The organism is Janthinobacterium sp. 13, from assembly GCF_002749695.1.
In the GTDB taxonomy this organism is placed as follows: domain Bacteria; phylum Pseudomonadota; class Gammaproteobacteria; order Burkholderiales; family Burkholderiaceae_D; genus Janthinobacterium; species Janthinobacterium kumbetense.
In genome coordinates, this window is sequence record NZ_PEEQ01000001.1 from 2,159,469 (window position 1) to 2,184,016 (window position 24,548).

At 61.9% G+C, this 24,548-nt stretch carries 27 protein-coding genes; 7 read left to right on the forward strand and 20 right to left on the reverse strand.

Going from position 1 to position 24,548, the window contains the following annotated elements:
- Window positions 1-77: 77 nt before the first annotated feature.
- Complete coding sequence (locus tag CLU94_RS09415; RefSeq protein WP_099665450.1) at window positions 78-1,730, forward strand: patatin-like phospholipase family protein; 1,653 nt, start codon at window positions 78-80, stop codon at window positions 1,728-1,730.
- Window positions 1,731-1,800: 70 nt separating this feature from the next.
- Here the strand turns inward: CLU94_RS09415 and CLU94_RS09420 are convergent, their stop codons facing one another.
- The 5 genes from CLU94_RS09420 to CLU94_RS09440 all read right to left on the reverse strand — a co-directional run bounded on the left by CLU94_RS09420 (window position 1,801) and on the right by CLU94_RS09440 (window position 5,511).
- A complete protein-coding gene (locus tag CLU94_RS09420) occupies window positions 1,801-2,019 on the reverse strand; it encodes a hypothetical protein (protein WP_034784905.1) in 219 nt (72 codons plus the stop codon).
- 204 nt (window positions 2,020-2,223) lie between these two features.
- Window positions 2,224-2,805 carry a TerD family protein gene (locus CLU94_RS09425; RefSeq protein ID WP_099665451.1) on the reverse strand — a complete coding sequence of 194 codons (582 nt, stop codon included), beginning with the start codon at window positions 2,803-2,805 and terminating at the stop codon, window positions 2,224-2,226.
- A gap of 34 nt (window positions 2,806-2,839) precedes the next feature.
- Window positions 2,840-3,535, reverse strand: a complete 696-nt coding sequence (locus CLU94_RS09430) for a TIGR00266 family protein (protein ID WP_099665452.1) — start codon at window positions 3,533-3,535, stop codon at window positions 2,840-2,842.
- Between the two features lie 195 nt (window positions 3,536-3,730).
- Window positions 3,731-4,306, reverse strand: coding sequence for a TerD family protein (locus CLU94_RS09435; protein ID WP_070222543.1), 576 nt, complete (start codon window positions 4,304-4,306; stop codon window positions 3,731-3,733).
- Between the two features lie 131 nt (window positions 4,307-4,437).
- A complete protein-coding gene (locus CLU94_RS09440; RefSeq protein WP_076568380.1) occupies window positions 4,438-5,511 on the reverse strand; it encodes a DUF475 domain-containing protein in 1,074 nt (357 codons plus the stop codon).
- A 117-nt stretch (window positions 5,512-5,628) separates the two neighbouring features.
- On the opposite strand from CLU94_RS09440, the gene nhaR reads away from it, so the two are divergent.
- The 3 genes from nhaR to CLU94_RS09455 all read left to right on the forward strand — a co-directional run bounded on the left by nhaR (window position 5,629) and on the right by CLU94_RS09455 (window position 9,463).
- Window positions 5,629-6,543 carry a transcriptional activator NhaR gene (nhaR, locus tag CLU94_RS09445; RefSeq protein ID WP_099665453.1) on the forward strand — a complete coding sequence of 305 codons (915 nt, stop codon included), beginning with the start codon at window positions 5,629-5,631 and terminating at the stop codon, window positions 6,541-6,543.
- 124 nt (window positions 6,544-6,667) lie between these two features.
- Window positions 6,668-8,002 (forward strand): MFS transporter, encoded by a 1,335-nt coding sequence (locus tag CLU94_RS09450; RefSeq protein WP_099665454.1) that lies wholly within the window; start codon window positions 6,668-6,670, stop codon window positions 8,000-8,002.
- 120 nt (window positions 8,003-8,122) lie between these two features.
- On the forward strand, window positions 8,123-9,463 hold the full coding sequence (locus tag CLU94_RS09455) for a hemolysin family protein (protein WP_099668233.1): 1,341 nt from the start codon (window positions 8,123-8,125) through the stop codon (window positions 9,461-9,463).
- Here the strand turns inward: CLU94_RS09455 and CLU94_RS09460 are convergent.
- From CLU94_RS09460 to CLU94_RS09485, 6 genes are read right to left on the reverse strand one after another with little or no spacing between them, the layout of a single operon-like run.
- Window positions 9,460-10,539 (reverse strand): AI-2E family transporter, encoded by a 1,080-nt coding sequence (locus tag CLU94_RS09460; protein ID WP_099665455.1) that lies wholly within the window; start codon window positions 10,537-10,539, stop codon window positions 9,460-9,462. The genes CLU94_RS09455 and CLU94_RS09460 overlap by 4 nt on opposite strands.
- 42 nt (window positions 10,540-10,581) lie before the next feature.
- Window positions 10,582-11,175: an SCO family protein gene (locus tag CLU94_RS09465; protein WP_099665456.1), complete on the reverse strand. Its 594-nt coding sequence runs from the start codon at window positions 11,173-11,175 to the stop codon at window positions 10,582-10,584.
- Window positions 11,172-12,071, reverse strand: a complete 900-nt coding sequence (cyoE, locus tag CLU94_RS09470) for a heme o synthase (protein ID WP_070258805.1) — start codon at window positions 12,069-12,071, stop codon at window positions 11,172-11,174. Before cyoE ends, CLU94_RS09465 begins: the two co-directional genes overlap by 4 nt.
- The gene (locus CLU94_RS09475; protein ID WP_099668234.1) at window positions 12,072-13,247 is read right to left on the reverse strand and encodes a COX15/CtaA family protein; all 1,176 of its coding nucleotides are present in this window, start codon (window positions 13,245-13,247) and stop codon (window positions 12,072-12,074) included. It abuts the gene before it with no gap.
- 18 nt (window positions 13,248-13,265) lie between these two features.
- Window positions 13,266-13,889, reverse strand: coding sequence for an SCO family protein (locus CLU94_RS09480; RefSeq protein WP_099665457.1), 624 nt, complete (start codon window positions 13,887-13,889; stop codon window positions 13,266-13,268).
- Window positions 13,870-14,586: an SURF1 family protein gene (locus CLU94_RS09485; protein WP_373609991.1), complete on the reverse strand. Its 717-nt coding sequence runs from the start codon at window positions 14,584-14,586 to the stop codon at window positions 13,870-13,872. Before CLU94_RS09485 ends, CLU94_RS09480 begins: the two co-directional genes overlap by 20 nt.
- A 78-nt stretch (window positions 14,587-14,664) precedes the next feature.
- Between CLU94_RS09485 and CLU94_RS09490 the strand changes: the two genes are divergently transcribed.
- Window positions 14,665-14,865, forward strand: coding sequence for a twin transmembrane helix small protein (locus CLU94_RS09490; protein ID WP_034748996.1), 201 nt, complete (start codon window positions 14,665-14,667; stop codon window positions 14,863-14,865).
- A 123-nt stretch (window positions 14,866-14,988) separates the two neighbouring features.
- Here the strand turns inward: CLU94_RS09490 and CLU94_RS09495 are convergent, their stop codons facing one another.
- The 7 genes from CLU94_RS09495 to CLU94_RS09520 form a co-directional block, all read right to left on the reverse strand.
- The gene (locus CLU94_RS09495; RefSeq protein WP_099665459.1) at window positions 14,989-15,849 is read right to left on the reverse strand and encodes a cytochrome c oxidase subunit 3; all 861 of its coding nucleotides are present in this window, start codon (window positions 15,847-15,849) and stop codon (window positions 14,989-14,991) included.
- A 40-nt stretch (window positions 15,850-15,889) separates the two neighbouring features.
- Window positions 15,890-16,096, reverse strand: coding sequence for a DUF2970 domain-containing protein (locus tag CLU94_RS09500; RefSeq protein ID WP_077399736.1), 207 nt, complete (start codon window positions 16,094-16,096; stop codon window positions 15,890-15,892).
- A gap of 9 nt (window positions 16,097-16,105) precedes the next feature.
- On the reverse strand, window positions 16,106-16,678 hold the full coding sequence (locus tag CLU94_RS09505; protein ID WP_099668235.1) for a cytochrome c oxidase assembly protein: 573 nt from the start codon (window positions 16,676-16,678) through the stop codon (window positions 16,106-16,108).
- A complete protein-coding gene (locus CLU94_RS28530; RefSeq protein ID WP_218965284.1) occupies window positions 16,675-16,794 on the reverse strand; it encodes a cytochrome oxidase small assembly protein in 120 nt (39 codons plus the stop codon). Before CLU94_RS28530 ends, CLU94_RS09505 begins: the two co-directional genes overlap by 4 nt.
- A gap of 68 nt (window positions 16,795-16,862) precedes the next feature.
- Complete coding sequence (gene ctaD / locus CLU94_RS09510) at window positions 16,863-18,461, reverse strand: cytochrome c oxidase subunit I (RefSeq protein WP_099665460.1); 1,599 nt, start codon at window positions 18,459-18,461, stop codon at window positions 16,863-16,865.
- Window positions 18,462-18,474: 13 nt separating this feature from the next.
- On the reverse strand, window positions 18,475-19,683 hold the full coding sequence (gene coxB / locus CLU94_RS09515; protein ID WP_099665461.1) for a cytochrome c oxidase subunit II: 1,209 nt from the start codon (window positions 19,681-19,683) through the stop codon (window positions 18,475-18,477).
- A 465-nt stretch (window positions 19,684-20,148) separates the two neighbouring features.
- Window positions 20,149-21,072, reverse strand: a complete 924-nt coding sequence (locus CLU94_RS09520; RefSeq protein WP_251351052.1) for a methyltransferase domain-containing protein — start codon at window positions 21,070-21,072, stop codon at window positions 20,149-20,151.
- Window positions 21,073-21,129: 57 nt separating this feature from the next.
- On the opposite strand from CLU94_RS09520, the gene CLU94_RS09525 reads away from it, so the two are divergent.
- Together CLU94_RS09525 and trmL are read left to right on the forward strand one after the other, a co-directional pair.
- Window positions 21,130-21,879 carry a ComF family protein gene (locus CLU94_RS09525; RefSeq protein ID WP_099665462.1) on the forward strand — a complete coding sequence of 250 codons (750 nt, stop codon included), beginning with the start codon at window positions 21,130-21,132 and terminating at the stop codon, window positions 21,877-21,879.
- Window positions 21,880-21,917: 38 nt separating this feature from the next.
- On the forward strand, window positions 21,918-22,388 hold the full coding sequence (gene trmL, locus CLU94_RS09530) for a tRNA (uridine(34)/cytosine(34)/5-carboxymethylaminomethyluridine(34)-2'-O)-methyltransferase TrmL (protein ID WP_099665463.1): 471 nt from the start codon (window positions 21,918-21,920) through the stop codon (window positions 22,386-22,388).
- Window positions 22,389-22,530: 142 nt separating this feature from the next.
- On the opposite strand, the gene CLU94_RS09535 is transcribed toward trmL, so the two are convergent.
- Complete coding sequence (locus CLU94_RS09535; protein WP_099665464.1) at window positions 22,531-23,280, reverse strand: hypothetical protein; 750 nt, start codon at window positions 23,278-23,280, stop codon at window positions 22,531-22,533.
- A gap of 17 nt (window positions 23,281-23,297) precedes the next feature.
- Window positions 23,298-24,536, reverse strand: coding sequence for a hypothetical protein (locus CLU94_RS28345; protein WP_180278623.1), 1,239 nt, complete (start codon window positions 24,534-24,536; stop codon window positions 23,298-23,300).
- Window positions 24,537-24,548: the final 12 nt, after the last annotated feature.

Genomic DNA, 24,548 nt, shown 5'->3' on the forward strand with positions numbered 1-24,548 from the left:
GCTGATTGTTGCCGGGTTTGCTAGAATCGCACACGTTTCCGTCCGTATCCCAACCCCTGACTACGCACAGATCACGCATGCATCCACGTTTGTTCGCCCCATTTATCCTCGTTGCGCTGCTGAGCGGCTGCACGGTACTCGCCCTGCGCCCCAACAGCGGCGTCGAAAACCGCACGTTTACCGTGCAGGAAACCCCGCGCCTGCGCATCGACGCGCCCAAGGCGCGTATCCAGAATCCCATGCCGAATGACCACTTCATCGGCATCGCCCTGTCCGGCGGAGGCAGCCGCGCAGCCAATTTCTCGGCCGCCTCGCTGGAACAGCTGGAGCAGTTCGGCCTCGTCAGCGGCGCCTCGGCCATTTCCGGCGTCTCGGGCGGCGCCATCGCGGGCGGCTACTATGCGCTGCATGGCAAGCAGACGGACTGGCCCTTGCTGCGCAGCAAGCTGAAAACGGATTTCTTTGGCCAGACCATATTGAAACCCGCCAACCTGACGACGATGTTGTTGACGAACAAGACGCGCACCTCGTTCCTGTCCGACGTGCTGGATGATGTGCTGTACGACAAGAAAACCTACCAGGACTTGCCGCACGGCGGCCCCATCTTCCTGGCCAACGCGACGGACGCCACGGATGGCGGCAAGCGCGTGGTGTTTTCCTATGAGTATTTCTACAGCACCCTGCATTCGCCGATCCAGGATATCCGCCTGGCCACGGCCGTGGCCACCTCGGCCGCCTTTCCCGGCGTGTTCGATTCCGTCACCTTCGAGCGTTTCCGTCCGAAAAACAGTTTCGTGCCAGAACTCGGTTCCGAGTCGCGCGAATCGCCGTCCTACGTGCACCTGTTCGATGGCGGCGCGGCCGACAACCTGGGCGTGGAAACCCTGTGGGACGTGGCCCTGACGCAGCTGTACGGCAACGACATGGCCGTCGTGCCGCCGCGCCTGAACAGCAAGCCCTTCATCCTCATTTCCATCGATGCCAACGCGCCCAATTCCAGCGCCGTCTTTGAAAAGATGTCGGACGAGCGCCAGCCGCTGGACCGCATCTTCAACAAGAATATCTACGACGCCGTCGACGCCCTGTTTTCGCGCCAGCGCAAGGAAAACCTCGTCAAGATGGGCTTTGGCCAAGCCCGCTTCGATACCATCACGCATGAAAACTTTGGCGACCTGAGCCAGAAATTCGTCAAGAGCAAGCGCACCTCGGCCTTTGCCATCCCCGTGCTGTGCCGCCCCCACCTGGGCCAGTACCGCTGCGAAGTCGATGCGGCCGATCCCTTGCCGGGCCAGATCCGCACGCGGCTGGAAGGCTTTGCCTGGCACATTTCCATCGATCAAATTGCCTCGCTGGCGCTGCGCCTGGCCAGCGAAGACGTACACGTCGACAGTGCCCGCAAGGAAGAGCGCGCCGCCCTCGTCAAGCTGCAACGGCTGGCCACGCAGACGAAAACCCATCTGAAGCTGACGGGCCCGGAAAATTGCAGCCCGGAAGTGTTGCAATCGGCCCTGTACAGCGCCGCGCGCGTGCTGATCCTCGACGACGAGGAATCGCGCTTCGCCCTGTGCGACTACATGCTGGCGGGCCAGCTGATCAATGACGACACCGTCTGCAAGCAGCGCTATGTCCACGCCGTGCCCCGCTTCGCCATCGAAAGCGAAGACTTGCAGTACCGCAATCTGAGTTCGGACGGCAATTCCGTGAACGTGCCGATCCGCTGCAAGAAGTGAGCGCGCACAAAAAAGCCCGCACGATCGCTCGTGCGGGCCTTAGCGCAAGGATACCTGGCGCCCGGTTGATTTAGATCAACCGACTACGCCTGCGCATGTAGCTGCGGCTTAACGCGCCTTCCAGTTCCTGCTCCGTCTTATGCTGGTTCACCGTGTACAGGGCCCACAGGGCCGCCGGCGCCCAGCCGATCACAGTGCACTGCAAGATCAAGGCGGCGGCACCGGCCAGCGGGCGCCCCAGCATGAAAAACGTGAGACACGGAAGTAGCAAGGCTATCAGCAATCGCATCACGACATACTCTCCTTCAATATAGAGCAGCGGACAAGGGCCGGTATCCGGTCCGTCCCCCGCCCGCTGCGTACTGCTCCTTAATAAAGTCTGGCAAAATCGTCGCGAGCGAATGCGAGTTGCGGCCGAGAAGCGCAGCTGTGCGAATGCACAGTGAGCATCACAGGCCGCAAATCGCGGCGCGCAGCAGATTTGGCCAGACCTTTATAGATGCACGGAAATCTGGGGCATTAAGTCGTCAAAGGTGCGACCGTTGCCGTTTTCTCCGATGGCGTGCATCTTCCATTCGCCGTTATGGCGGTACAGCTTGGCCATGATCTGTGCCGTGTGGGAACCTTGCACAGACAGGTTGAAACGCGCGACTTCCTGGTTATTGCTGGCATTCAAGATGCGGCAATAGGCGTTTTCCACCTGCGAGAAGTTCTGGCCAGTAAAGCTGTTGACGGTGAAGACGAGGCTCTTCACGTGCGCCGGCACTTTCGACAGATCGACATTGATCTGTTCGTCGTCGCCATCGCCCGCGCCCGTGCGGTTGTCGCCCGTGTGGACGATGCTGCCGTCCTTGCTTTTCAGCTGGCGGAACCAGACGATGTCGGACGTGCTCTTGTTGTCATCGAACATGACGCACGAAGCGTCCAGGTCGACGGCTTCCGTCTTCGAACCGAAACCGAGGAAACCCTTGGTCTTGGCCGCATCCCAGCCCAGGCCCATGGTGATACGGGTCAGGGTGGTACCAGCTTCTTTGTCCAGAGAAATCTTCTGGCCCTTGCTCAAATTGACAGACATACGCATAGCTCCTGTTTGGTTGATTACTGCTTGATTACGCCGGCTTGCTTTGGGTCCAGGCGAGGAAGGCTGCGCGGTTGCGCGAACACACGAGGATTTTTCCCGTGCCTGAAAACTTCAGTACCATGCCCTCGCCGCTGGTCTGGCTGTTGATCAGGTTACCCAGAAAGCCGCCGCTGCTGCCGGTCGTCATGGAAATTTCGTATTGCAGGCGGTTGTCCCAGCACACGACGTGCGAGTTATCGATCACCACGTCCTTGCCAGGCGTCACTTCGAGTATCGACATCGCGCCAAAACCGGATACCGCCAACTGGCCGCTGCCTGCCGTCTCGGTGATGAAAAAACCACCGCTCTGGGCAAACAGCGCATTGCCAAGGCTTTGCGTGCGCACCTTCAATTCCACGCCAGACGTGGCCGCCACGAAGGCGCCGTCGCTGATCATGTATTGCTGGGCGCCAACCTCGAGCACCCGCATCGCGCCGGGCAAGGTGGGCGACAGCAGACAATCGCCGTCGCCCCGCATGGCCTCGATATGCTGCTGAAAGAACGATTCCCCGTTGGCAAAGGTGCGCATCAGCGCGGCGCCTATGCCGCCCGTCATCTTGCCTTTCAGCTCAAGATTGGTTTCCATCATCACCATCGCATTGGACTCGCAATAAATCTTCTCGCCCTTGGCAAGCGACACATGCAGGAACGGGTCGACGTCCCCGGTAATAGTAAAAACTGGCATCTGACTGTTCCTTCCTCAACGATGATGGTGATGGCGGCGGTCTACATAGTGAACCACCCTTAATGCAGCGTAACGGTACCGCACAAAACCGTAGCGAGCGGATGTGATTTGTGGCTGAGAAGCGCAACCGTACTTTAGTACGGTGAGCATCGCCGGCCGCAAAGCGCACCGCGCAGTAGGTTTGGTGTGGTTACCTTACACGCCGACGCCGAACGAGGCAGCCAGAGGACCTAAACCGCCCTTGTAACCCTGGCCGATGGCCTTGAATTTCCAATCGCCGCCATTGCGGTAGATTTCGCCGAAGACCATGGCCGTTTCCGCCGAACCGTCTTCCGACAAGTCGAAGCGGGCGATTTCCGTGTTGCCGTTGGCATTCACGCAACGCACGTACGCCTTCGATACCATACCAAAGTTTTGCTTGCGCGCTTCGGCATCGTGAATCGTGACGCAGACGGCGATCTTGTCGATCTCCGCTGGCACCGTGGCCAGGTCGACGACGACGGTTTCATCGTCGCCATCGCCGGCGCCCGTGGTGTTGTCGCCCGAGTGGGTGACGGAGCCGTCGCTCGATTTCAGGTTGTTGTAGAAAATCATGTCGACGTCGGCGCGAACCTTGCCGTCGGCCTTCAGCAGGAACACGGAACCGTCGATGTCGAACGCGGCGCCGTCGGTGGCGCGGGCATCCCAGCCCAGGCCGATGATCATCTTCGAAATGCCAGGGGCTTCCTTGCTCAGGTTGACGTTGCCGCCTTTTTGCAAACTGATTGCCATGATGTATTACTCCTATGTGGGTTGTGTAAGACCAAACACCTGGCGTCCTCCACCGGCCTGACTCCCCAGGCCGGCGGCGACGCTTGCTACAACTTGCCGACAAACGGGTGTAGTCGTTTGTCGCGCATTCTTTACACTGCCTTGACCGCTTCCAGCGCTTCCGTCCGGCCTTCTTCGAGGGCCATCCTGCGCTTGTAGCGGATCGACGACCACAGCGAGGCGAGGATGAAGGCCACCCCGATCAGACCCGTGAAGATCTCGGGAATGTGGAACTTCATGCTGACCAACATGATCACGGCCAGGATACCGATCGCATAGTGCGCGCCGTGCTCCAGATAAACGAACTCGTCGAGCGTGCCCTTGCGCACCAGGAACACCGTCATCGAACGCACGAACATCGCGCCAATGGCCAGGCCCAGCATGATGATCACGACATCCTTGGTGATGGCAAACGCGCCGATCACGCCGTCAAAGCTGAACGAGGCGTCGAGCACTTCCAGGTACAGGAAGCCGCCAATGCCGCCGCGCTTGACGATGTCGCCCACGTTGCCGTCGCCGTTATCGCCTTCCAGCAAGCCGCTGACCACATCGACGCCCACGTAGGTCAAAATACCCCACAGGCCGGCCGTCAGCACCACCAGTTTCTGGCCTTCTTCGATCATCGACAGGCTCGCCATCAGGGTGCCCAGCGCGATCATCACGGAAATCGACGATATCTTGCCCAGCGCGCCCAGTTTTTCTTCAATACGGCCCAGCCAGTGCGTTTCCTTCTCCGAGTCCAGCAGGAAGTTCAGGAACACCAGCAGCAGGAAGATGCCGCCGAAGGCCGCCACTTCCGCATGGTGATTCGTCAGGTGCATCGAATACTGTTCAGGATTGCTCAGTGCCAGATTCCATACTTCCATCAAGCCCAGGTCGGCCGCTTGCGCCACGATGACCAGCGGGAACACCAGACGCATGCCAAAGACGGCGATGATGATGCCGACGCCCAGGAACAAGCCCTGCCAGAACTTGTCCCAGTTCTTCAGCACCGAGGCGTTGACCACCGCGTTGTCGAACGACAGCGAGACTTCCATCACGCCCAGGATCACCGCGATACCGAGCGCCGCCAGCATCGTCTGCACGCCGCCGTGCGTGTAACCCCACCAGGCGGAAATGCCCAGGCAGATAAATGTCACTAGAAATGACACTCTGAAATGTTTCATCGATAGTTCCCCTTTATCCAAATTCAATGGAACGTAGTATAGGGACGTGTGACACATTTAAAAATAGAAGATAATGGAAGTATTACTTCGTAAAAACAGAAGACAGAGGATGCAGCGATGAAAACCACCGGTTTCAATTACCGCCATTTGTACTTCTTTTGGGTGGTCGCCAAGGAAGGCGGCGTGACGCGCGCGGCTGAACGGCTGGGACTGGCCGTGCAAACCATCAGCACCCAGCTGGCCCTGCTGGAAAAGGAACTGGGCAAGTCGCTGCTGCAGCCGCAGGGGCGGCGCCTGGTGCCGACGGAAGCGGGCCGGCTGGCGCTCGGCTACGCGGACCAGATTTTCCTGCTCGGCGAACAGATGCAGGAAGCGCTGGCCGACACCGACGCGGAAAAGATGCGCCTGACGGTGGGCATTTCCGATTCCTTGCCGAAACTGATGGCGTACCGCATGCTCGACGCCACGCGCAGCCTGGACAAGCCCGTCAAGCTGGTGTGCCTGGAAGATGAATTCGAGTCCTTGCTGGCCGACCTGGCCTTGCACAAGCTGGACCTGGTGTTGACGGACCGTGCCGTGCCGGCCGGCGCCAGCCTGCGCGTGTCCAGCCACCTGTGGGGCGAGAGCGCCATGAAGCTGTTCGGCATCCCCGCGCTGGCCGCCCAGTACCGCGACAATTTCCCGCACAGCCTGCACGGCGCCCCCTTTTTACTACCCGCGCGCAACAACGCCTTGCGCGGGCGCATCGACGAATGGATGGTGCAGCAAGGCGTGCGTCCCGACGTGGTCGGCGAATTCGAGGACAACGCCATGCTCAACGCGTTCGGCCGCAAGGGCCTGGGCCTGTTCTTCGCCTCCGCCAGCCTGGCGGCCGATATCGAAGAACAATTCGGCGCCGTGCTGGTGGGCGACGCCTCGTCCCTGCGCGAGCAGTTTTACGTCATTTCCAACGAGCGCAAGATCATGCATCCTGCCCTCGACGTCATCCTGGCGGCCATCCAGGGGCACCCGAAGATTCACAAGGAAATCTGATAAATCCATTCGAAAATAACGTTTGAATAATTAATCAAAAGCGATTGTAATGAAGCCTGAGACAAACACGCGCCCCTCCCTCGCCGGAAAGGCGCGACCACCATAAAAAAACAGGAGCGGCACCATGTCCACGGCAGGCAAGACGATCGATATTCCCGATCTCATCAACAACAACAAGATCGGTTCCTTCCAGATCGGCATGCTGATCCTGTGCGGGCTGTGCGTCATCATGGATGGCTTCGACGTGCAGGCGATGGGCTATGTGGCGCCCGCCATCATCGCCGACTGGCACGTGAGCAAGGCCAACCTGGGGCCCGTGTTCGGCGCGGGCTTGCTGGGCATGCTGGTCGGCTCGCTCGTCTTCAGCATCACGGCCGACAAGTTCGGCCGCCGTCCCGTGCTGATCGGCTCCACCATCTTCTTTTCGCTGTGCATGCTCGTCACGCCGCTGGCCACCACCATCGAACAATTGCAGCTGATCCGCTTCATCACGGGCCTGGGCCTGGGCGCCGTGATGCCGAACGCCATGGCACTGGCCGGCGAATACAGCCCCCTGCGCAAGAAAGTCACCTTGATGATGCTTGTCTCGTGCGGCTTTACCCTGGGCGCCGTGCTGGGCGGCTTGCTGTCCGCCGCGCTGATTCCCGCGTTCGGCTGGCAATCCGTGTTTTACGTGGGCGGCGTCGTGCCGCTGGTGATCGGCGTGCTGATGTTCTTCCTGCTGCCGGAATCGATGCAATTCCTGGTATTGAAGAAACGCAAGCTGGATAAAGTCGCCAAGTGGCTCAAGCGCATCGACCCGACGGTCAGCATCACGGCCGAAACCCAGTATGTCGTGCATGAAAAGGAACACAAGGGCGCGCCCGTGCTGCAATTGTTTACGGGCGGCCGCGCGAAGATGACGATTTTGTTGTGGGTCATCAACTTCATGAACTTGCTGAACTTGTATTTCCTGTCGAACTGGCTGCCGACGATTGCCAAGGAAGCGGGCCTGTCGACGGCCAACGCCGTGCTGGCCGGCACGGCCCTGCAAGTGGGCGGCACCATCGGCACCCTCGTCATGGGCCAGCTGATCGACCGCTCCAGCTTCCGCCGCATCCTGCTGCCCTGCTTCCTCGTTGCGGCAGTCGCCATTGCCCTGATCGGCCGCCCGGATGTGTCGCTGGCCTTCCTGTTCATCACGATCTTCATCGCCGGTTTTTGCGTGGTGGGCGGCCAGCCGGCCGTCAACGCCCTGGCGGCCAGCTACTATCCGACCACCCTGCGTTCGACGGGCATCGGCTGGAGCCTGGGCGTGGGCCGCATCGGCTCCATCATCGGCCCCGTGCTCGGTGGCGAACTGATCCGCCTGAACTGGCCCAACAGCACGATTTTCCTCGTCGTCGCCATCCCGGCGGTGGTCTCGGCCGTCATGGTGTTTGCCATGCGCGGCGGGCCGCAAACGGCGGCCAAAGGCTGAACAAGCGTGAAAAACCTGCCGCGCCCGCCCGCCTGCACGGGCGGCGAGCGCGGCTAAATTAGGCTATGGCGCCCTTCGTCGTTTAAGATGTCGTTTTTACAGCCCATCTTCAGCGCCCCCATGCACAATGTCTTGCTAGTCCTGCTCGCCCTCTTCCTGGTCGCGCTGAACGGTTTTTTTGTTGCCGCCGAGTTTGGCATCGTCACCTTGCGGCGCACGCGCATCCGCGCCATCGCCAAGACACAGGGGCTGCGGGGCCGCATCCTGGCCAAGGTGCATGGCCAGCTGGACGCCTACCTGTCCGCCTGCCAGCTGGGCATCACCCTCGCGTCGCTGGGCCTGGGCTGGGTCGGCGAACCGGCGTTCGCCGGCTTGCTCGAGCCCCTGTTCGGCGCCATCGGCGTGACGTCGCAAGAGCTGATCCACGGCGTGTCCTTCGTCGTCGCCTTCAGCGTGATTTCCTTCCTGCACATCGTCGTGGGCGAACTGGCGCCCAAATCGATGGCCATCCGCAACCCGGAAGCCGTCGGCCTGTGGAGCGCGATTCCCCTGTACGGCTTCTACTGGACCATGTACCCGGCCATCTACCTGCTCAACGCCAGCGCCAACTGGGTGCTGCGCCTGGCGGGCCTGTCCGGCAAGGGCGGCCACGACGCCCATTATTCGTCCGAAGAACTGAAACTGATCCTGCGCACCAGCCAGCCGGGCGAGAAATTTACGCGCGACGAGCGCAACATCCTGGCGCAGTCGCTTGATTTCGAACAAATGACGGTATCGGACCTGATGCGCCCGATCAATGAAGTGATCGCCCTGCACGCTTCCAACACCCTGGAAGAAAACCTCGACACGGTACTGCGCAACCGCTTCAGCCGCTACCCGTATTTCGACACGAATGAAGACGACGTGCTGGGCGTGGTGCACCTGAAGGACCTGTTCTTTGCCCAGCAGGCGGGTAAACCGATCACCTCGCTCACGCCCTTCCTGCGTCCCGTGGACGTCATTTCCGCGCGCACGCCGGCGCTGGAACTGTTCCGGCGCTTTCGCGACGGCGCGCCCCACTTCGCCCTGATCGGCGAAAAGGGCAAGCGCCCGCTGGGGTTCATTACCCTGGATAACTTGCTCGGCGCCATGGTCGGCGAAATCCGCGATGAATTCCGCCGCAATGAAAACGACTGGCTCAAGCAGAGCGACGGCACCCTGATCGGCAAGGCCAGCCTGCCCATCTTCTCGCTCGAACGCATCCTCGGCATCGATATCGAAAACGAGGAACTGGGCCTGGACGACGTGGAATCGGTGGGCGGCTTGATCATGGTCAAGCTGGGAGATATTCCAAAGCAGGGCCAGCGCATCACCTTCGTCGACTTCGACATCGTCGTCAAGAAGATGAACGGGCCCCGCATCGTGCTGATCAAGGTGATCCCGAAACAGGAACGCGACCTCGATGCGGACTTGCGCGATTAATCTTTTTTCAAGGTAAGCGTATCTTTGCCTTGCGGCACGGTGGTTTCGCCCACCGTCCACGTTTGCAGCAAGCTGTACAACACCGCCAGCAGGGTCGGGCCGATAAAGATGCCGACGAAGCCGAAGGCCAGCACGCCGCCCAGCACGCCCAGCAGCACCAGCAGGAAGGGCAAGCTGCTGCCGCGGCTGATCAACATGGGCTTGACCACGTTGTCCACGCCGCTGATCAGCAGCGCGCCCCACACCAGCATGAAGATGCCCCAGCCCGTCTGCCCGTCGGTAAACAGCCAGATGGCGGCGCCGCCCCAAATCAGGGGCGGGCCCACGGGAATCAGCGAAAAGATGAAGGTGGCCACGCCCAGCAACGCCACGGCCGGCACGCCGGCGATCAGGAAACCCACCACCGCCACCAGCGCTTGCGCCAGCGCCGTGCCCAGCAAGCCGTACATGACGCCGCGCACGGTGCGGCTGATGGTCAGGCCCACGCCGGGCGCGCTGTCGCCGATGATGCGGCCTGCGCCCGTCATCAGGGCGCGGCTCAGCTGCTGGCCGTCGCGGTAGAGGAAGAAGCTGACGAACACGGCCAGGCTGGTCTGCGCCAGGCCCGTGCCCAGCAGGATGCCGCCGGAAGCGAGGAAGTGGCGCGCCGGTTCCAGCATGGTCTTACCCAAATTCAATAATTCCTCGCGGTCAGCCAGCAGGCGCTGCACATAGCCGTCGATGGTTTCGCCCACCACGGGAATGCTGGCCAGCCAGGCCGGCGGATGCAGGCCGCCCGATTCCAGCGCCGCGCGCAGCTGTTCATAGATGCGCGACACATTGTCGGCCAGGTTGTAGGTGACGAGGGCCAGCGGCAGCACGATGACCAGGATCAGGGACAGGGTCATGATGGCGGCGGCCCAGTTGCGCCGGCCTTTCAGGCGTTCGAGCAGGAGCAGATACAGGGGCCAGCTGGAAATGCCCACGCAGGCGGCAAACAGCATGGCGGCGAGGAAGGGCCGCAAGACGAAAAAGCAGCCGATCAACAAAAAGATGATGGCTGCCAGACGGGCGTGGGGCTCGAAACGTTTATCCATGTACTGCGTATCCTGAAGATGGCGCCCGGGGGCGCGACCAGGTCAGGATAGCAGAAGTTTAAGATCGTGCGCGATGGCGGCAGGCTTTTCGCCGTGGCGCACGAACAGGCGGATCTTGCCTTCGCGGTCGAAGACATAGGTGCCGGCCGTGTGGTCGACCGTGTAGCTTTCGTCCGTCTCGCCCTCGACCTTGGCGTAATACACCTTGAATTCCTTGGCCACCTTGGCCGTCGCGGCCGCATCGCCGTACAGGCCGACGAAACGCTTGTCGAAGGCGGGCACGTACTGCGCCAGCAATTGCTGCGTGTCGCGCTCGGGGTCGACGGTGACGAACAGCACTTGCACCTGCTCCGCCTGCGGGCCCATTTCCTGCATCACCTGGGCCATGTCGGCCATGGTGGTGGGGCAGACGTCCGGGCATTGCGTGTAGCCGAAGAACATCAGCACCAGCTTGCCCTTGTAGTCGGCCAGGGTGCGCGGGTGGCCCGTGTGGTCCGTCAGCGCGAACTCGCGCGCATAGCCGAGGCCTGTCACGTCCGTGTTCTTGAAGGCCAGCTTGGGCGCGGCCGGCTTGCCGCAGCCGGCCAGGACGGCGACCAGTGCGGCCGCCAGCAACAGTGTCAGGGTTTTTTTCATGTTCCGAGGGGAATGTAGTGGTCGACCAGCAAAGCCGCGAACAGCAAGGCCAGGTAGATGATGGAAAACGTAAAGGCCTTGCGCGCGATCAAGTCCGTGTAGTGGCGGTACATCTTCCACGCGTAATACAGGAAGCCGGCGTTGAGCACCACGGCCGAAGCCAGGTAGATCAGGCCGCTCATGCGCACGGCATACGGCAGCAAGGTGGTGGCGGCCAGCGCGATCGAGTACAGCCAGACGTGAAATTGCGTGAACTTCAAGCCGTGCGTGACGGGCAGCATGGGCAAGCCCGAGCGCGCGTAATCGTCGCGGCGGTACATGGCCAGCGCCCAGAAATGCGGCGGCGTCCAGACGAAAATGATCAGGACCAGCAGCCACGCCTGCATCGGCACGTCGTTGGCGACGGCCGCCCAGCCCAGCGCGGGCGGCATGGCGCCGGACAGGCCGCCGATGACGATATTTTGCGGCGTGGCTGGTTTGAGCACCATGGTATAGATCAAGGCATAGCCGACAAAGGTGACAAAAGTCAGCCACATGGTCAGCGGATTGACGAGGTGGTACAGAATCGCCATGCCCAGGCCGCCGATCACCAGCGCGAACACGACCGTCTGTTTCACCGTGATGTCGCCCATGGCCATGGGGCGGCGCGCCGTGCGGGCCATGCGCGCGTCGATTTCGCGCTCGGCCAGGCAATTGACGGCAAACGCGGCGCCCGCCAGCAGCCAGATGCCGATGGTGCCGAACACCACCGCGTGCCAGTCGGGCAATTCCTCGCTGGCCAGGAACATGCCGATGACGGCGCAAAACACGGCCAGTTGCGTCACGCGGGGCTTGGTCAGCGCCCAATACTGGGCGATGCGGGGGGAAGGTTTACGGCTGATGGTCTGAGTAGTCATTTATGCGGTACGGGAAGGACTGGCTGGTGCCGAGGGCACTGGCGCGGCGGCGCAAGCGCGCTGAACATTGCGCGCAACATCGAGTTGGAATTTAGCCTTGTAGTTTAACATGGTCAGCAATAACACGAGCAGCGCCGCCCCGCCGTTATGCATGACGGCAATCGACAGCGGCCAGCTCAGGTAGATGGTCGCCAGGCCCGTGGCCGCCTGCAGGGCCAGCACCAGCGCCACCCAGCGGGCCGTGCCGCGCAAGGACGGCAGTTTCCACGCGCGAAACACGGTATAGCCGATACCGGCCAGCACGATGAAGGCGAAATTGCGGTGCACCCAGTGGATGGCCGTCAGCGCGGAAAACGGCAAGTAATGGCCGGCGGCCGTCTTGCCCAGTTCGCGCCACAAATGGAAACCATGCTCGAAATCCATTTCCGGAATCACCTTGCCGCCGCACAGGGGGAAATCCGTGCACGCCAGGGTGGCGTAGTTGGTGCTCACCCAGCCGCCCAGCGCGATCTGCACGGTGAGCAGCACGAGCGACATGACGGCCAGCGCGCGCACGGGGCGCAGCACGGACGCGTCCGCATCGGCCCGCTTGATAGGCGCCACGGCATGGTCCTGGCGTCCGCCCAGCCACGTCAGCATGGCCAGCAAGCCCATGCCCAGCAGCAAGTGGATGGTGACGATCACCGGTTGCAGCTTCAGGGTGACGGTCCACGCGCCGAACGCGCCCTGCAGGCAGACGAACAGGAACAGCGCCGTCGGCAGCGCGGGGGCGAATTCCTGCCGCTTGCTTTTCTTCCACTGGCGCCACGCCTGCACCATCATCGCCACGATCAAGACGCCAATGGCCATGGCCAGGTAGCGGTGCGTCATTTCGATCCACGCCTTGACCACCGTCACGGGGCCCGTCGGCATCAGGGTTTCCGCCGCCACGATGTGCTCGTGCGCGAGGAAAGGATTAGCAGAACCATAACAGCCAGGCCAGTCAGGGCAACCGAGGCCGGAATCGGACAGGCGCGTAAAACCGCCAAACATGATCAGGTCGACCGTCAGGAAGACGGCGATCCATACGAGCTTGCGGTACTTATTGGCGTCCGCGGACACCCAGACCATGGTCAGCGGCAGCAGCGCCACCAGCAGACCGGTCAAGCCCAGCTGGGCCAGCGCGGAGAGATGCATCGTCGGCATGCGGTCCCCTCAACCGATCGCCGAAGCTTTGAGCAGCTTGGCGATGTCTTTCTTGATCTTGTTCGGGTCCGCGTCTTTCGGGAAGCGCATCATCAGATTGCCCAGCGGGTCGATCAAATACAGATGGTCGCTCGTCTTGCCGCCCGCTTCCACGGGCAGCCACGCTTTCAGGGCGTCGTTATTGACGCGCAGCATGCTGGTGCCGTCGAATTCACGCATCACCAGGGTGTCGAGCGGCTGACCATCCGTCACCAGCCAGACCCGTTCCAGACGTTCGCGCTCCTTGCCCTGCATGAGGCGCAGTTGTTGCATGTCAAACAATTGCTTCTTGCATGTTTCCTGGCAATCGGACGGTCCCGTTTGCAGCAGCACCCACTTGCCCTTGAACTGGGCCAGCGGCGCGGCCTTGCCGTCCAGTTCCGCCACCTGCAGCTGGGCTTCCGGTATCGGATGCAGACGGGGGTCGATCAGGGCGCCGTAGTTGTTGCGGCCCGTGGGCTTGATGATGTAATACGTGAAATACGAAGCGATGATGGGAAAGGCGCATACGGCCACCACGGCCAGCAGTTTCCACCGTCCTTGTACCTGTTTATTGCTGCTGTCTTGCGTTGCTTCAGGGCTGTTTGTTTGCACGTCGAAATCCTGTAAAGACAAAAAATAGAAAAGCCATCAGTGCCAGTGCATACCACTGGAATGCATAGCCGCGGTGCTTGTCGGCGCCCAGGTCCGGCGCCGGCCAGTCGCGCACGGGAAGCTGGCTGGACGCTGGCGTCGTGGCTGCCGAATCGACTGGATCAGCTGTTTGTTCAAGGATAAAAGGTTGCAAGGCCAGGCCGCTGGCCTGGGCCAGCTGGGCGATATCGGCATTTTGCACGATGGCGTGCGGCGCCAGGGGCGGCGCCGTGCCCAGCTCCATCACATGGCCCGCGTTCAGGCGCGCGATGCTGGTAATGGTGACGGTGCCCGTGGGCGTGGCGTAGTCGGGGATGCGCGTGCGCTCGGCATTGTTGCGCGGCAACCAGCCCTGCGCCACCAGCACGTGCATGGGGGAACCGTCGATCTGGAAGGGCGTGAGCACGTGAAAGCCCGCTTGCCCCTTGTAGGGGCGGTTGTCCAGGTACACCGTCCAGGCGGGAAGAAAATGGCCCGTGACGGTGACCCTGCGGTATTCGATCGCTTGCGCATCGGCCGGCGACAGGGGCGCGGCCGTCAACGCCAGCGGTGCGGCCTGGTTGCCCGCCTCGAGCCTGGCGGCGCGGGCGACCTTCTCGTCGCCACGGCGCTGCTGCCATTGCGCCAAAGAAATCCCCAGGGCCACCAGTAGCAGCATTACAACAAATGGAATCCATCTAAAATGGAAGCGGATACGCATTACAATGAAACCTCCTCAAGCCCGGCGCTACCATCCATGAAAATCCTCGTTGCCATTGCCTTCATCCTGATCCTGGGCAGCCTGGGCTCGGCCCTGTTCTTCCTCATGCGCGACAAGGGCAAGAGCAACCGCACCGTGCAGGCGCTGGCCTTGCGCGTGGGCTTGTCGATCACCCTGTTTTTGCTGATCCTGCTGGCGCACAAGCTTGGCTACATCCAGCCCACTGGAATTCATTAACACCCGACATTGCCTGATTGGCAAATTCTTCACACTAAGAAAAAAGCCGTACCCAGGATGTCCCGGTACGGCTTTTTTTATGGTGCCGGCGCGCCTAACAACCACGCGCGCCCTGCCCCGCCATTATAACCAATACACGACCACGTACAGGCCCAGCCAGACGACGTCGACAAAGTGCCAGTACCAGGCGGCGCCTTCGAAGCCGAAGTGGTGCTCGGGCGTGAAGTGGCCTTTCAATACGCGGTACAGGATGACGGACAGCATGATGGCGCCCAGGGTCACGTGGAAGCCGTGGAAACCCGTCAGCATGAAGAAGGTGGCGCCGTAGATGCCCGACGTCAATTTCAAGTTCAGTTCGCTGTAAGCGTGGATGTATTCATACACCTGGAAGCCCATGAAGATGGCGCCCAGCACGATGGTGGCAAACAGGAACAGGGCCGTCATGGCGCGGTGACCGGCGCGCAAGGCGTGGTGCGAGATGGTCAGCGTGACGCCCGACGTCAGCAGCAAGGCCGTGTTGATGGTTGGAATCCAGAACGGCGTCATGGTGGTGAATTCCTGCACCGTGCCGGCCGGGCCCGTATTGCCCCAGTGGGCGGCGAAATCGGGCCAGATCACCTTGTGGTCGAGGTCGGCCAGCCACGGCATCGAGATGCTGCGCGCATAGAACAGGGCGCCGAAGAAGGCGGCGAAGAACATGACTTCCGAAAAGATGAACCAGCTCATGCTCCAGCGGAAGGAGTGATCGATGCGCTCGCTGTACAAGCCCTGCTCCGATTCGCTGATGGCGTCGCCGAACCAGAAATACAGCACCAGCAGGATGCCGGCGATGCCCAGGTAATTCACGTACGGGCCCCAGGAGACGTCGTTGACCCAGGCCGAGGCGCCGATCATGGTCAGCAGCAGGCTGGCGCCGCCCAGCATGGGCCAGCGCGACGGGCCGGGCACGAAATAATAGGGTACGGCGGCGTGGTTGGAACTCATCATCATCTCCTCAAAAACTTATAGGGTGGTTTTTTATAATTTATAAAACGACGAATTTAACAATTGAAATCAGGATGCCGATCAGGCAAGCCACCACCAGGAAACCGGCGATGACGATGTGCACGGGATTGAGCTTGGCCGAATCCGTGTCGAAATCGCTCTTGCGGCGCAGACCCGTGAATGACCACACGACGGCCCGCAGCGAATACAGGAACGACGCTTTTTCCGGTTTGGCGGATTCGCCCATGGCACTCTCCTATTGGACGGCCGGCGTCTGAGCCTGGCTCAGACCGGCAATCTCGAAAAACGTGTACGACAGGGTGATGGTCTTGACCTCTTTCGGCAGGGCCGGGTCGAGGAAGAACACCACCGGCATCTGCCGCGCTTCCTTCGGTTTCAAGGTCTGCTGCTTGAAGCAGAAGCACTCGACCTTCTTGAAATGCGGCGTGGCGCTCTGCGGCGCGTAACTGGGGATGGCTTGCGCATTGACGACGCGGTCTTGCGTGTTGACCACTTCATACATGACGGTCACCAGCTCGCCCGGATGCACTTGCATGCTCGACACGGTCGGGCGGAAGCGCCATGGCCCCTGCGCATTGCCGTCGAACTCGACGGTGATGCTGCGCGTCGTGTCGACTTGCGTATTGTTGTCGTAGGCTACCGTGCCATCTTTTTGCGTCAGCACGTTGATGCCCATCACTTCGCAAATCTGCTTGTAGACGGGAATCAGGGCATAGCCAAAGCCAAACATCAGCACGGCAATGACGAGCAGCTTGCCCAGCATCTTGCGGTTCAGGCCGCGTGTTTCCTGTTGGTGGGGCGTCGTCACGACAGCCACAGCCGCTTGGCGAAGACGGACAGGAAGAAGAAGGCCGCCAGGGCCCCCAGTATCAGTCCCGTACGCAGGTTGTTCGGTTTCTTGCGCTCAGTTTTCACTTCGGTCATGGCAGGCACTCTATTCAAAGGGGCCGGCAGCGGCGCCGGCCCGTGACACTGGCATTACTTGCGGATGACTACTTGACGGTAGGCGGCGTTTCAAACGTGTGGAAAGGCGCCGGGCTCGGCACGGTCCATTCCAGGCCTTCCGCGCCTTCCCATGGTTTCGCCGGGGCAGCCTTGCCGCCGCGGATGGTCGGCAAGACAACGAAGAACAGGAAGTACACCTGCATCAGGCCGAAACCGAAGCCGCCGATCGAGGCGATCATGTTGAAGTCGGTGAACTGCGCCGGATAGTCGGCGTAGCGGCGCGGCATGCCGGCCAGGCCCAGGAAGTGCATCGGGAAGAAGGTCACGTTGAACGTGATCAGCGACAGCCAGAAGTGGATCTTGCCGCGCGTCTCGTTGTACATGTGGCCCGTCCATTTCGGCGACCAGTAGTAGAAGCCGGCAAACAGGGCAAACAGCGAACCGGCCACCAGCACGTAGTGGAAGTGCGCCACCACATAATAGGTATCCTGCAGCTGGATGTCGATCGGCGTCACGGCCAGGATCAGGCCCGTGAAGCCGCCCATGGTAAACACGAAGATGAAGCCCACCGAGAACAGCATCGGCGTCTCGAACGTCATGGAACCCTTCCACATCGTGGCGATCCAGTTGAACACTTTCACGCCCGTCGGCACGGCGATCAGCATGGTCGCGTACATGAAGAACAGCTGGCTGGTCACCGGCATGCCGGTAGTAAACATGTGGTGCGCCCAGACGATGAAGGACAGGATGGCGATGGAAGCCGTGGCGTACACCATCGAGGCATAGCCGAACAGGGGTTTGCGGGCAAACGCGGGCAGGATCTGCGAGACGATGCCGAAAGCCGGCAAGATCATGATGTAGACCTCGGGATGGCCGAAGAACCAGAAGATGTGCTGGTACATGACGGGATCGCCGCCGCCTGCCGCGTTAAAGAAGGACGTGCCGAAATGGCGGTCCGTCAGGGTCATGGTAATGGCGCCAGCCAGCACCGGCATGACGGCGATCAACAGATACGCGGTAATCAGCCAGGTCCAGCAGAACATCGGCATTTTCATCAGGGTCATGCCAGGGGCGCGCATGTTCAGGATGGTGACGATGATGTTGATCGAACCCATGATGGACGAGGCGCCCATCAGATGCATGGCAAAAATGGCCATGTCCATGCCAGGGCCCATCTGCGTCGACAGCGGCGCATACAGGGTCCAGCCGGCGGCGGTGGCGCCGCCCGGCACGAGGAAGGACGTGGCCAGCAGCAGCGCAGCCGGCGGCAGCAGCCAGAACGAGAAGTTGTTCATGCGGGCAAACGCCATGTCGGACGCGCCCACTTGCAGCGGGATCATCCAGTTGGCGTAGCCGACGAAGGCCGGCATGATGGCGCCAAACACCATCACCAGGCCGTGCATGGTGGTCAGTTGATTAAAAAATTCTGGGTGGAAAAATTGCAAGCCTGGGTGAAACAGTTCCGTACGGATCATCAGGGCCAGCACGCCGCCCGACAGCAGCATGATGAACGAAAACCACAGGTACAAGGTACCGATATCCTTGTGGTTGGTGGCAAACAGCCAGCGGCGGTAGCCGGTCGGGTGGTCGTGGGCATGGTCGTGATCGGCGTGGTCCAAGGTACTCGTGCTCGTGCTAGTACTCATCTGCGGCTCCTAATTACTTGCGTGCAGCCACGACTTCGGCTGGTTGAACGATGTTCTCTGCGGCCTTGTTCGACCAGGTATTGCGCGTGTAAGTGATCACTGCGGCAATTTCCGTGTCGGACAGCTGTTTCCATGCTGGCATTTCAGCGGGATACTTGCCGCTCTTTTGCCCGTTCAGCAAGACGTGGATCTGATCCGCTTTCGGACCGTTCACCACGGCCGAGCCATCCAGCGGTGCAAACGCACCGGGCACGCCCTTGCCTGTCGCCTGGTGGCAGACCACGCAGTTGGCTGCATACACTTTCTCGCCCTTGACCTTCAATTCGTCGATGGTCCACACCTTGCTTGGATCATCAGCCAATGCGGCCATTTCCTTTTGTTTTACATCAACCCAGGCCTTGTAATCGTCGGCCGAGACGACCTTGACGACGATGGGCATGAATGCATGTTCCTTGCCGCACAGTTCGGCGCAATTGCCGCGGAAGGTGCCGATATGGTCGGCCTTGAACCAGGTGTCGCGCACGAAACCGGGAATCGCATCTTGCTTGACGCCAAAGGCAGGCACGGACCAGGCGTGGATGACGTCGTTGGCCGTCAGCACCACGCGGATCTTCTTGTTAACCGGCACGACGACTTCATTGTCGACTTCGATCAGGTAGTTTTCGCCCCGTTTTTCCGTCGGCGGCGCGCCTGGCGCACCCACTTGCGAGCGCGGCGTGGCCAGGTTGGAAAGGAAGGAAATGCCTTCGCCCTCGCCTTTCAGGTAGTCATAGCCCCATTTCCACTGCATGCCGGTGGCCTTGATGGTGATGTCGGCGTTCGACGTGTCCTTCATGCCGACGACCGTGCGCGTGGCAGGCAGGGCCATGCCGATGACGATCAGGAAAGGCACGACGGTCCAGGCGATCTCGACGGTGGTGCTTTCGTGGAAAGTGGCCGGTTTGTGGCCCAGGGACTTGCGGTGCTTGAAGATGGAATAAAACATGACGCCGAACACGGCCACGAAGATCACCAGGCAGATGATCATCATCAGGGTGTGCAAATCGTAGATTTCATGGGCGATCTGTGTCGCCGGCGGTTGCAGATTCATTTCGAACGGCACGGGACCGCCGGTGCCGGGATAGGTGCTGGCAGCCGGTGCCGCCGTGGCCCATCGCCCGATGCCAAACGCTGTCAAAGACAGCCCGAGCAGCAACGATTGAAGTCGCTTTGCATGTGTCATGTTTTCCCCAACCACCCAAAAATAATGATATTTTAAACGGCTGCGGACTTCTCCGTACTGGACCGCTGCCGCTCCTCCATGAAAGCAACACGGCCGGAATGCGGCCATGTGCGTCAAGCACCAGCGAATTCCATGCTGGCTGCGGCAGCAAAAACGGCGGCGCGCAACCATGCTGGAACCCTGTTTTTCTTCCCCACACTGAAATGGCCTCGTGTGGAAGATGGTTACTATACTAATGCAGTAACTTCGAATTAGTCTTGCTTTGTTTTTTTTATTTTGTATGCAGCCCTTGTTTTTTCTACTTAACAAGCTGACAAACAATCAACGATTATAATCAAGTAAACTTGAATCCATCAAGCAATAATCGGCTTTGTGCGCGCCCTTCTCCCGGCCGCCGCGCGCTTTGCAACGGTTGCTGCAACATCCATGCGCGGATGGCGACCAAGTGTCGGTTTCTTTATGCTTTTATTTAGGCTTGCGCGGTAAATCAAAGCGGATGATGGCTTCGCCATTGCGCGTCACGCGCGGTGCGGGACGGAAGGCGTGGCCATAGATCACCTCGAAACTCAGGCCCAGCTTGCCATCGGGGCGGCGCCTCTTTTCCAGCGCATCGAGCATGCGCTGCCAGGCCGCCTTGCCCATCAGGCCGCGCCGGCGCGTGGTCAGCGGATTGCCGCCGAAGGCGCGCACGTCCGCCAGCAGTTTTTCCGCCGTGTCGTAGGTGACGGTGATGATTTCCATGTCCAGCACGGGCGTGGAAAAGCCTGTCTCGACGAGCATGTCGCCAAAGTCGTGCATGTCGACAAAGGGCAAGGCGTGCGGATAGAGATCCGCTTCGGCGAAGGCGTCGCGCACTTCGCGGAAGGTGTCGGGGCCGAAACAGGAAAACATCAGCAAGCCGTCGAGGCGCAGCGCGCGCCGCCATTCGGCAAACACGCGGTCGGGCTGGGCATGCCAGTGCAGCGCCAGGTTGGACCACACGAGGTCGATGCTGCCCTGCGCCAGCGGCAGGTCGCCCAGGTCGCCGCACAATAAATCCACGCCCGCCTTGGCCGGCAAGAGTTTGCTGAGGAACTGGTTCAGGCTGGCCAGTTTCGACGCGGGCGCGCGCGCCGCCTGCATCATCGCTTGCGCTGCATCGAGACCGATAATCTGCGCTGCGGGATAATCCTTTTGCAACTGCGCCAAATCCGCGCCGGGGCCGCAACCCGCGTCGAGCACACGGTGCGGCGTGATTTTCACCAGCTCCAGGCGCTCGTGCATGCGTGCCGACACTTCGCGGCGCAGGAAGTCCGACGGCGCGACGCGCGCCGGACGGGAAAAGAAATCGCGTACTTGCACCGCATCGATGGGCGCACTCATTTTGGGCGGACTGGTGGGAACTGGCATGTTGAATCGGGTGAGGTGAGATAATGTCGGCAGTGTACATGGAACGACGCCATCGCGATGCGGACCGCCACCGGGCACCGCCTTGACGCCGCCTGGCAAGCGCTGCGACTGTGGCTGGGCGCCACGGTGCTGCCGGCGCAATGCGCGCTGTGCGGCATGGGCTGCCCGGAAGTGCTGTGTTCGCCCTGCCGCGCCCAATATCTGACGCAAGGGCGCCCCCGCTGCCGCCAGTGCGCCAATCCGCTCGACGATGCGGCGCGGCTGTGCGGACGCTGCGTGCGCCAGCGGCCCGCGTATGACGCCACCGTCACGGCGTTTGATTATGCGGCGCCCGTCGACCAGTTGCTGCTGCAGCTGAAATTCGGCGCGCGCCTGGCGCTGGCGCCCCTGTTGGCAGAACTGTTGTATGTTGCCATTCGGCAACAGCAAGCGTGGGAAGCGCCGCAGCTGCTGTGTCCCGTGCCGCTGGGCCCGGCCCGGCTGGCCGAACGGGGTTTTAACCAGGCGCTGGAAGTTGCCCGTCCGCTGGCGCGCCTGCTGGACGTGCCTTTACAGCCGCGCCTGGCGCTGCGCGTGCGCGAAACCCGGGCGCAAAGCGGCGTGGCGCCGCAGGAACGGCAAGCCAACCTGGCGCACGCGTTTGCCATCGCGCCCGAACATGGGGCCTTGTTACAAGGATGCCATGTGGGCATCGTCGACGACGTGATGAGCAGCGGCCATACCGTCCACGCGCTGGCCGCCGCCTGCAAGAGCGCAGGGGCGACCAGGGTCAGCATCCTGGTCGTGGCGCGCACGCCGCCGCACTAGAACCGCATCAGATTCGCTATATATATGAGGAGAGCATTTTGTTTCACGTTGTTTTGGTAGAACCTGAAATCCCGCCCAATACGGGCAACGTCATCCGCCTGTGCGCGAACACGGGCGCGCAGCTGCACCTGGTCGAACCGCTGGGCTTTCCGCTCGACGATTCCAAGATGAAGCGCGCCGGCCTCGATTACCACGATTACGCCAACATGAAGGTGCACAAGAACTGGGCAGCGTTCCTGGCCGACACCCAGCCCGACCCGGCCCGCATGTTCGCCATGACGACGCGCGGCTCGCGCCCGTTCGGCGACGTGGCCTTCCTGCCGGGCGACGTGTTCGTGTTTGGTTCGGAAACAAAAGGCCTGGACCCGGCCTTGCGCGACGGCTTTCCTGCCGAACAGCGCATCCGCCTGCCGATGCGCCCGGACAACCGCAGCTTGAATCTGTCGAACACGGTGGCTGTCGTCGTCTACGAAGCCTGGCGCCAGCACGGATACGCCGGTGGCGCGTAGCTGACACCTCACCCAGTCTACTGCGCGGCGCGCTTTGCGGCCGGCGATGCTCGCGCTACTAAAGTAGCGCTGCGCTTCTCGGCCACAAATCATCGCCGCTCGCTACGACTGGATGAGATGTTGAGACTCCTGCAATCTCCCTTTACCGCTGCGCCAATTGCTGCGCCGCGCCGCTATTGTCATCCAGCATCACCAGCTGCGTGCGCAGGTCGCGCGTGGCGGCCAGCTTGCCGTTCACGTACAGATTCGTCTTGACGCCGTACACGCCTTGCGACACGCCGGCAGGCAAGGTCAGCTCGAACGAGTTTTCAAAGCGCCCGCCCGACTTGTTGCTGCTGGCCAAGGCTTTCGAACCGGACTTGAAGGGCTGGCCTTGCGGATCGAGCACCACCAGCTCTTCGCGCACGTCGTTGACGCTTTGCGCGCTGCCGTTGACCAGCTCCACCACGGAATTGACCTTGAACGGCTGGCCGCGCTTGACGGTCGACGCGCTCAGCTGCGGCGTGTACGACACCACTTGCGGCTCGCGCGGCAGCGCGCCGCGCGTGCGGATGTAGTCGCGGTCCGCCTGCGCCGCCGTCTTGGTCTGGCGCGAATTGACATTGATGGCCAGGCAACCGGCCGCCGCCAGGCCGCCGCCGATGGCGGCCCCCTTCAGCGCGCCATTCTTGCCGCCCGCCAGCGCACCCAGCAATGCCCCCACTGCCGCGCCGGCAGCGGCCGTCGCGCCCACGCTGCACGGGTCCTCATCCGTGGCCGCCTGGGCGCCACCTTGCGGATAGGAACTGTCCTGCCGCACGCCGTTCGGATTCATCGGCGCCGTGGCGCAGCCGGCCAGCATGGCCGCGATGGTCAGCGCAGCGGCCGTCCGCAAGGTGGTGTGATTCAGCATGGTGACTCTCCAGATGACTAATTGATCGTTGTTTCCGTCTGCAACACTTGCCGTTCGCGCTCGCGGATGCGGCGCGACAGATTGTCGATGCGCGCATTGCCCGGATCGACGCGGCGCGCGCTTTCCAGATACGTCTTGGCCGCATCGAACTTACCTTCCAGCAAAGAACGCTCGGCATCGCGCAAGAACGCTTGCGCCATCTCGCCGCGCATGGCCGCGCCGCTGTCGACGGGCGCCGTTTCCTGTGGGCGGCGTTCAGCCACCGCTGTTCGTTCGACCGCGCGCGCGGGCGCCGGTTCCGTGGGCACGACGCGGGCCGGTGCCGTTTCCACCGGCGCCGGGACCGGTGCAGCGACGGACGCGGGCGCCGACAGCGCCTGCACATCGGCCCTCAACTGCGGCAATTCCGCCGCTTCGCGGTCGATGGCTTCCAGCCTGGCGATGCCATTGCCGGCCGCCGTCGCATCCTTGCCGTCCAGCGCCTGGCGCACGCCCACCAGCACGGACGCGGCTGCCGCTTGCTGGCGCGCCAGCTGCTTGCGCAGGGAATCCACGCTGGCAGCGCCCGCGCAATCGGCGTCGAGCGCGGCGATGCCCCTGGCCGCGCTTTGCAATTGATGGCCATCAATATGGCGTTCGATGGCGCGCACGCCCCGCTGGCAACTGCCCGATGCGGCGCCGGCCTTGCCGATCGCCGCCTGCAAATCGTCCGCCTTGGCGCTGGACTTGCCCGTGCACACATTCTTCGCCGTCGCCAGCTTTTGCCGGGCGCCATCCAGGCTGCCATTTGCCACCAGCTTCAAGCCGCTGTCGATGGCGTCGTTGCAAGCCGATTCATTCTTGCCGCCCGGCTTGCCATTCATGTAGACGATGACGGCCGCCAGCACGGCGGCGGCGCCCAGCCAGCGCAGCCACTTGCGCGGCGGTGGCGGCGGTACCGGTGTTGCCGGGGCAGGCGCCGGTGGAAGCACAGGCGCGGGCACGGGCTTCGGCGCCGCTTGCGGCGGCACCGGCTTGGCTGGCGGTACTGGCGCCGGCTTCGGCGGCGCTTTCGGCGCAGGCGCAGGCGCAGGCGTCACCGGCACGGGCGGCGGCTTGGGCGCAGGTGGCGGCGCTACCGGCGCAGGCGCAGGGACGGGCAGCGGCGGCGGCACGGCCGCGGCTGGCTTGGCAGCGCCCGCCATGGCGTGACCGCAGTACGGGCAATGGCTGACAACGGTCCACAGGCCCGTCTTGCATTTGTTGCAGATATCCAAAACTAATCCTTC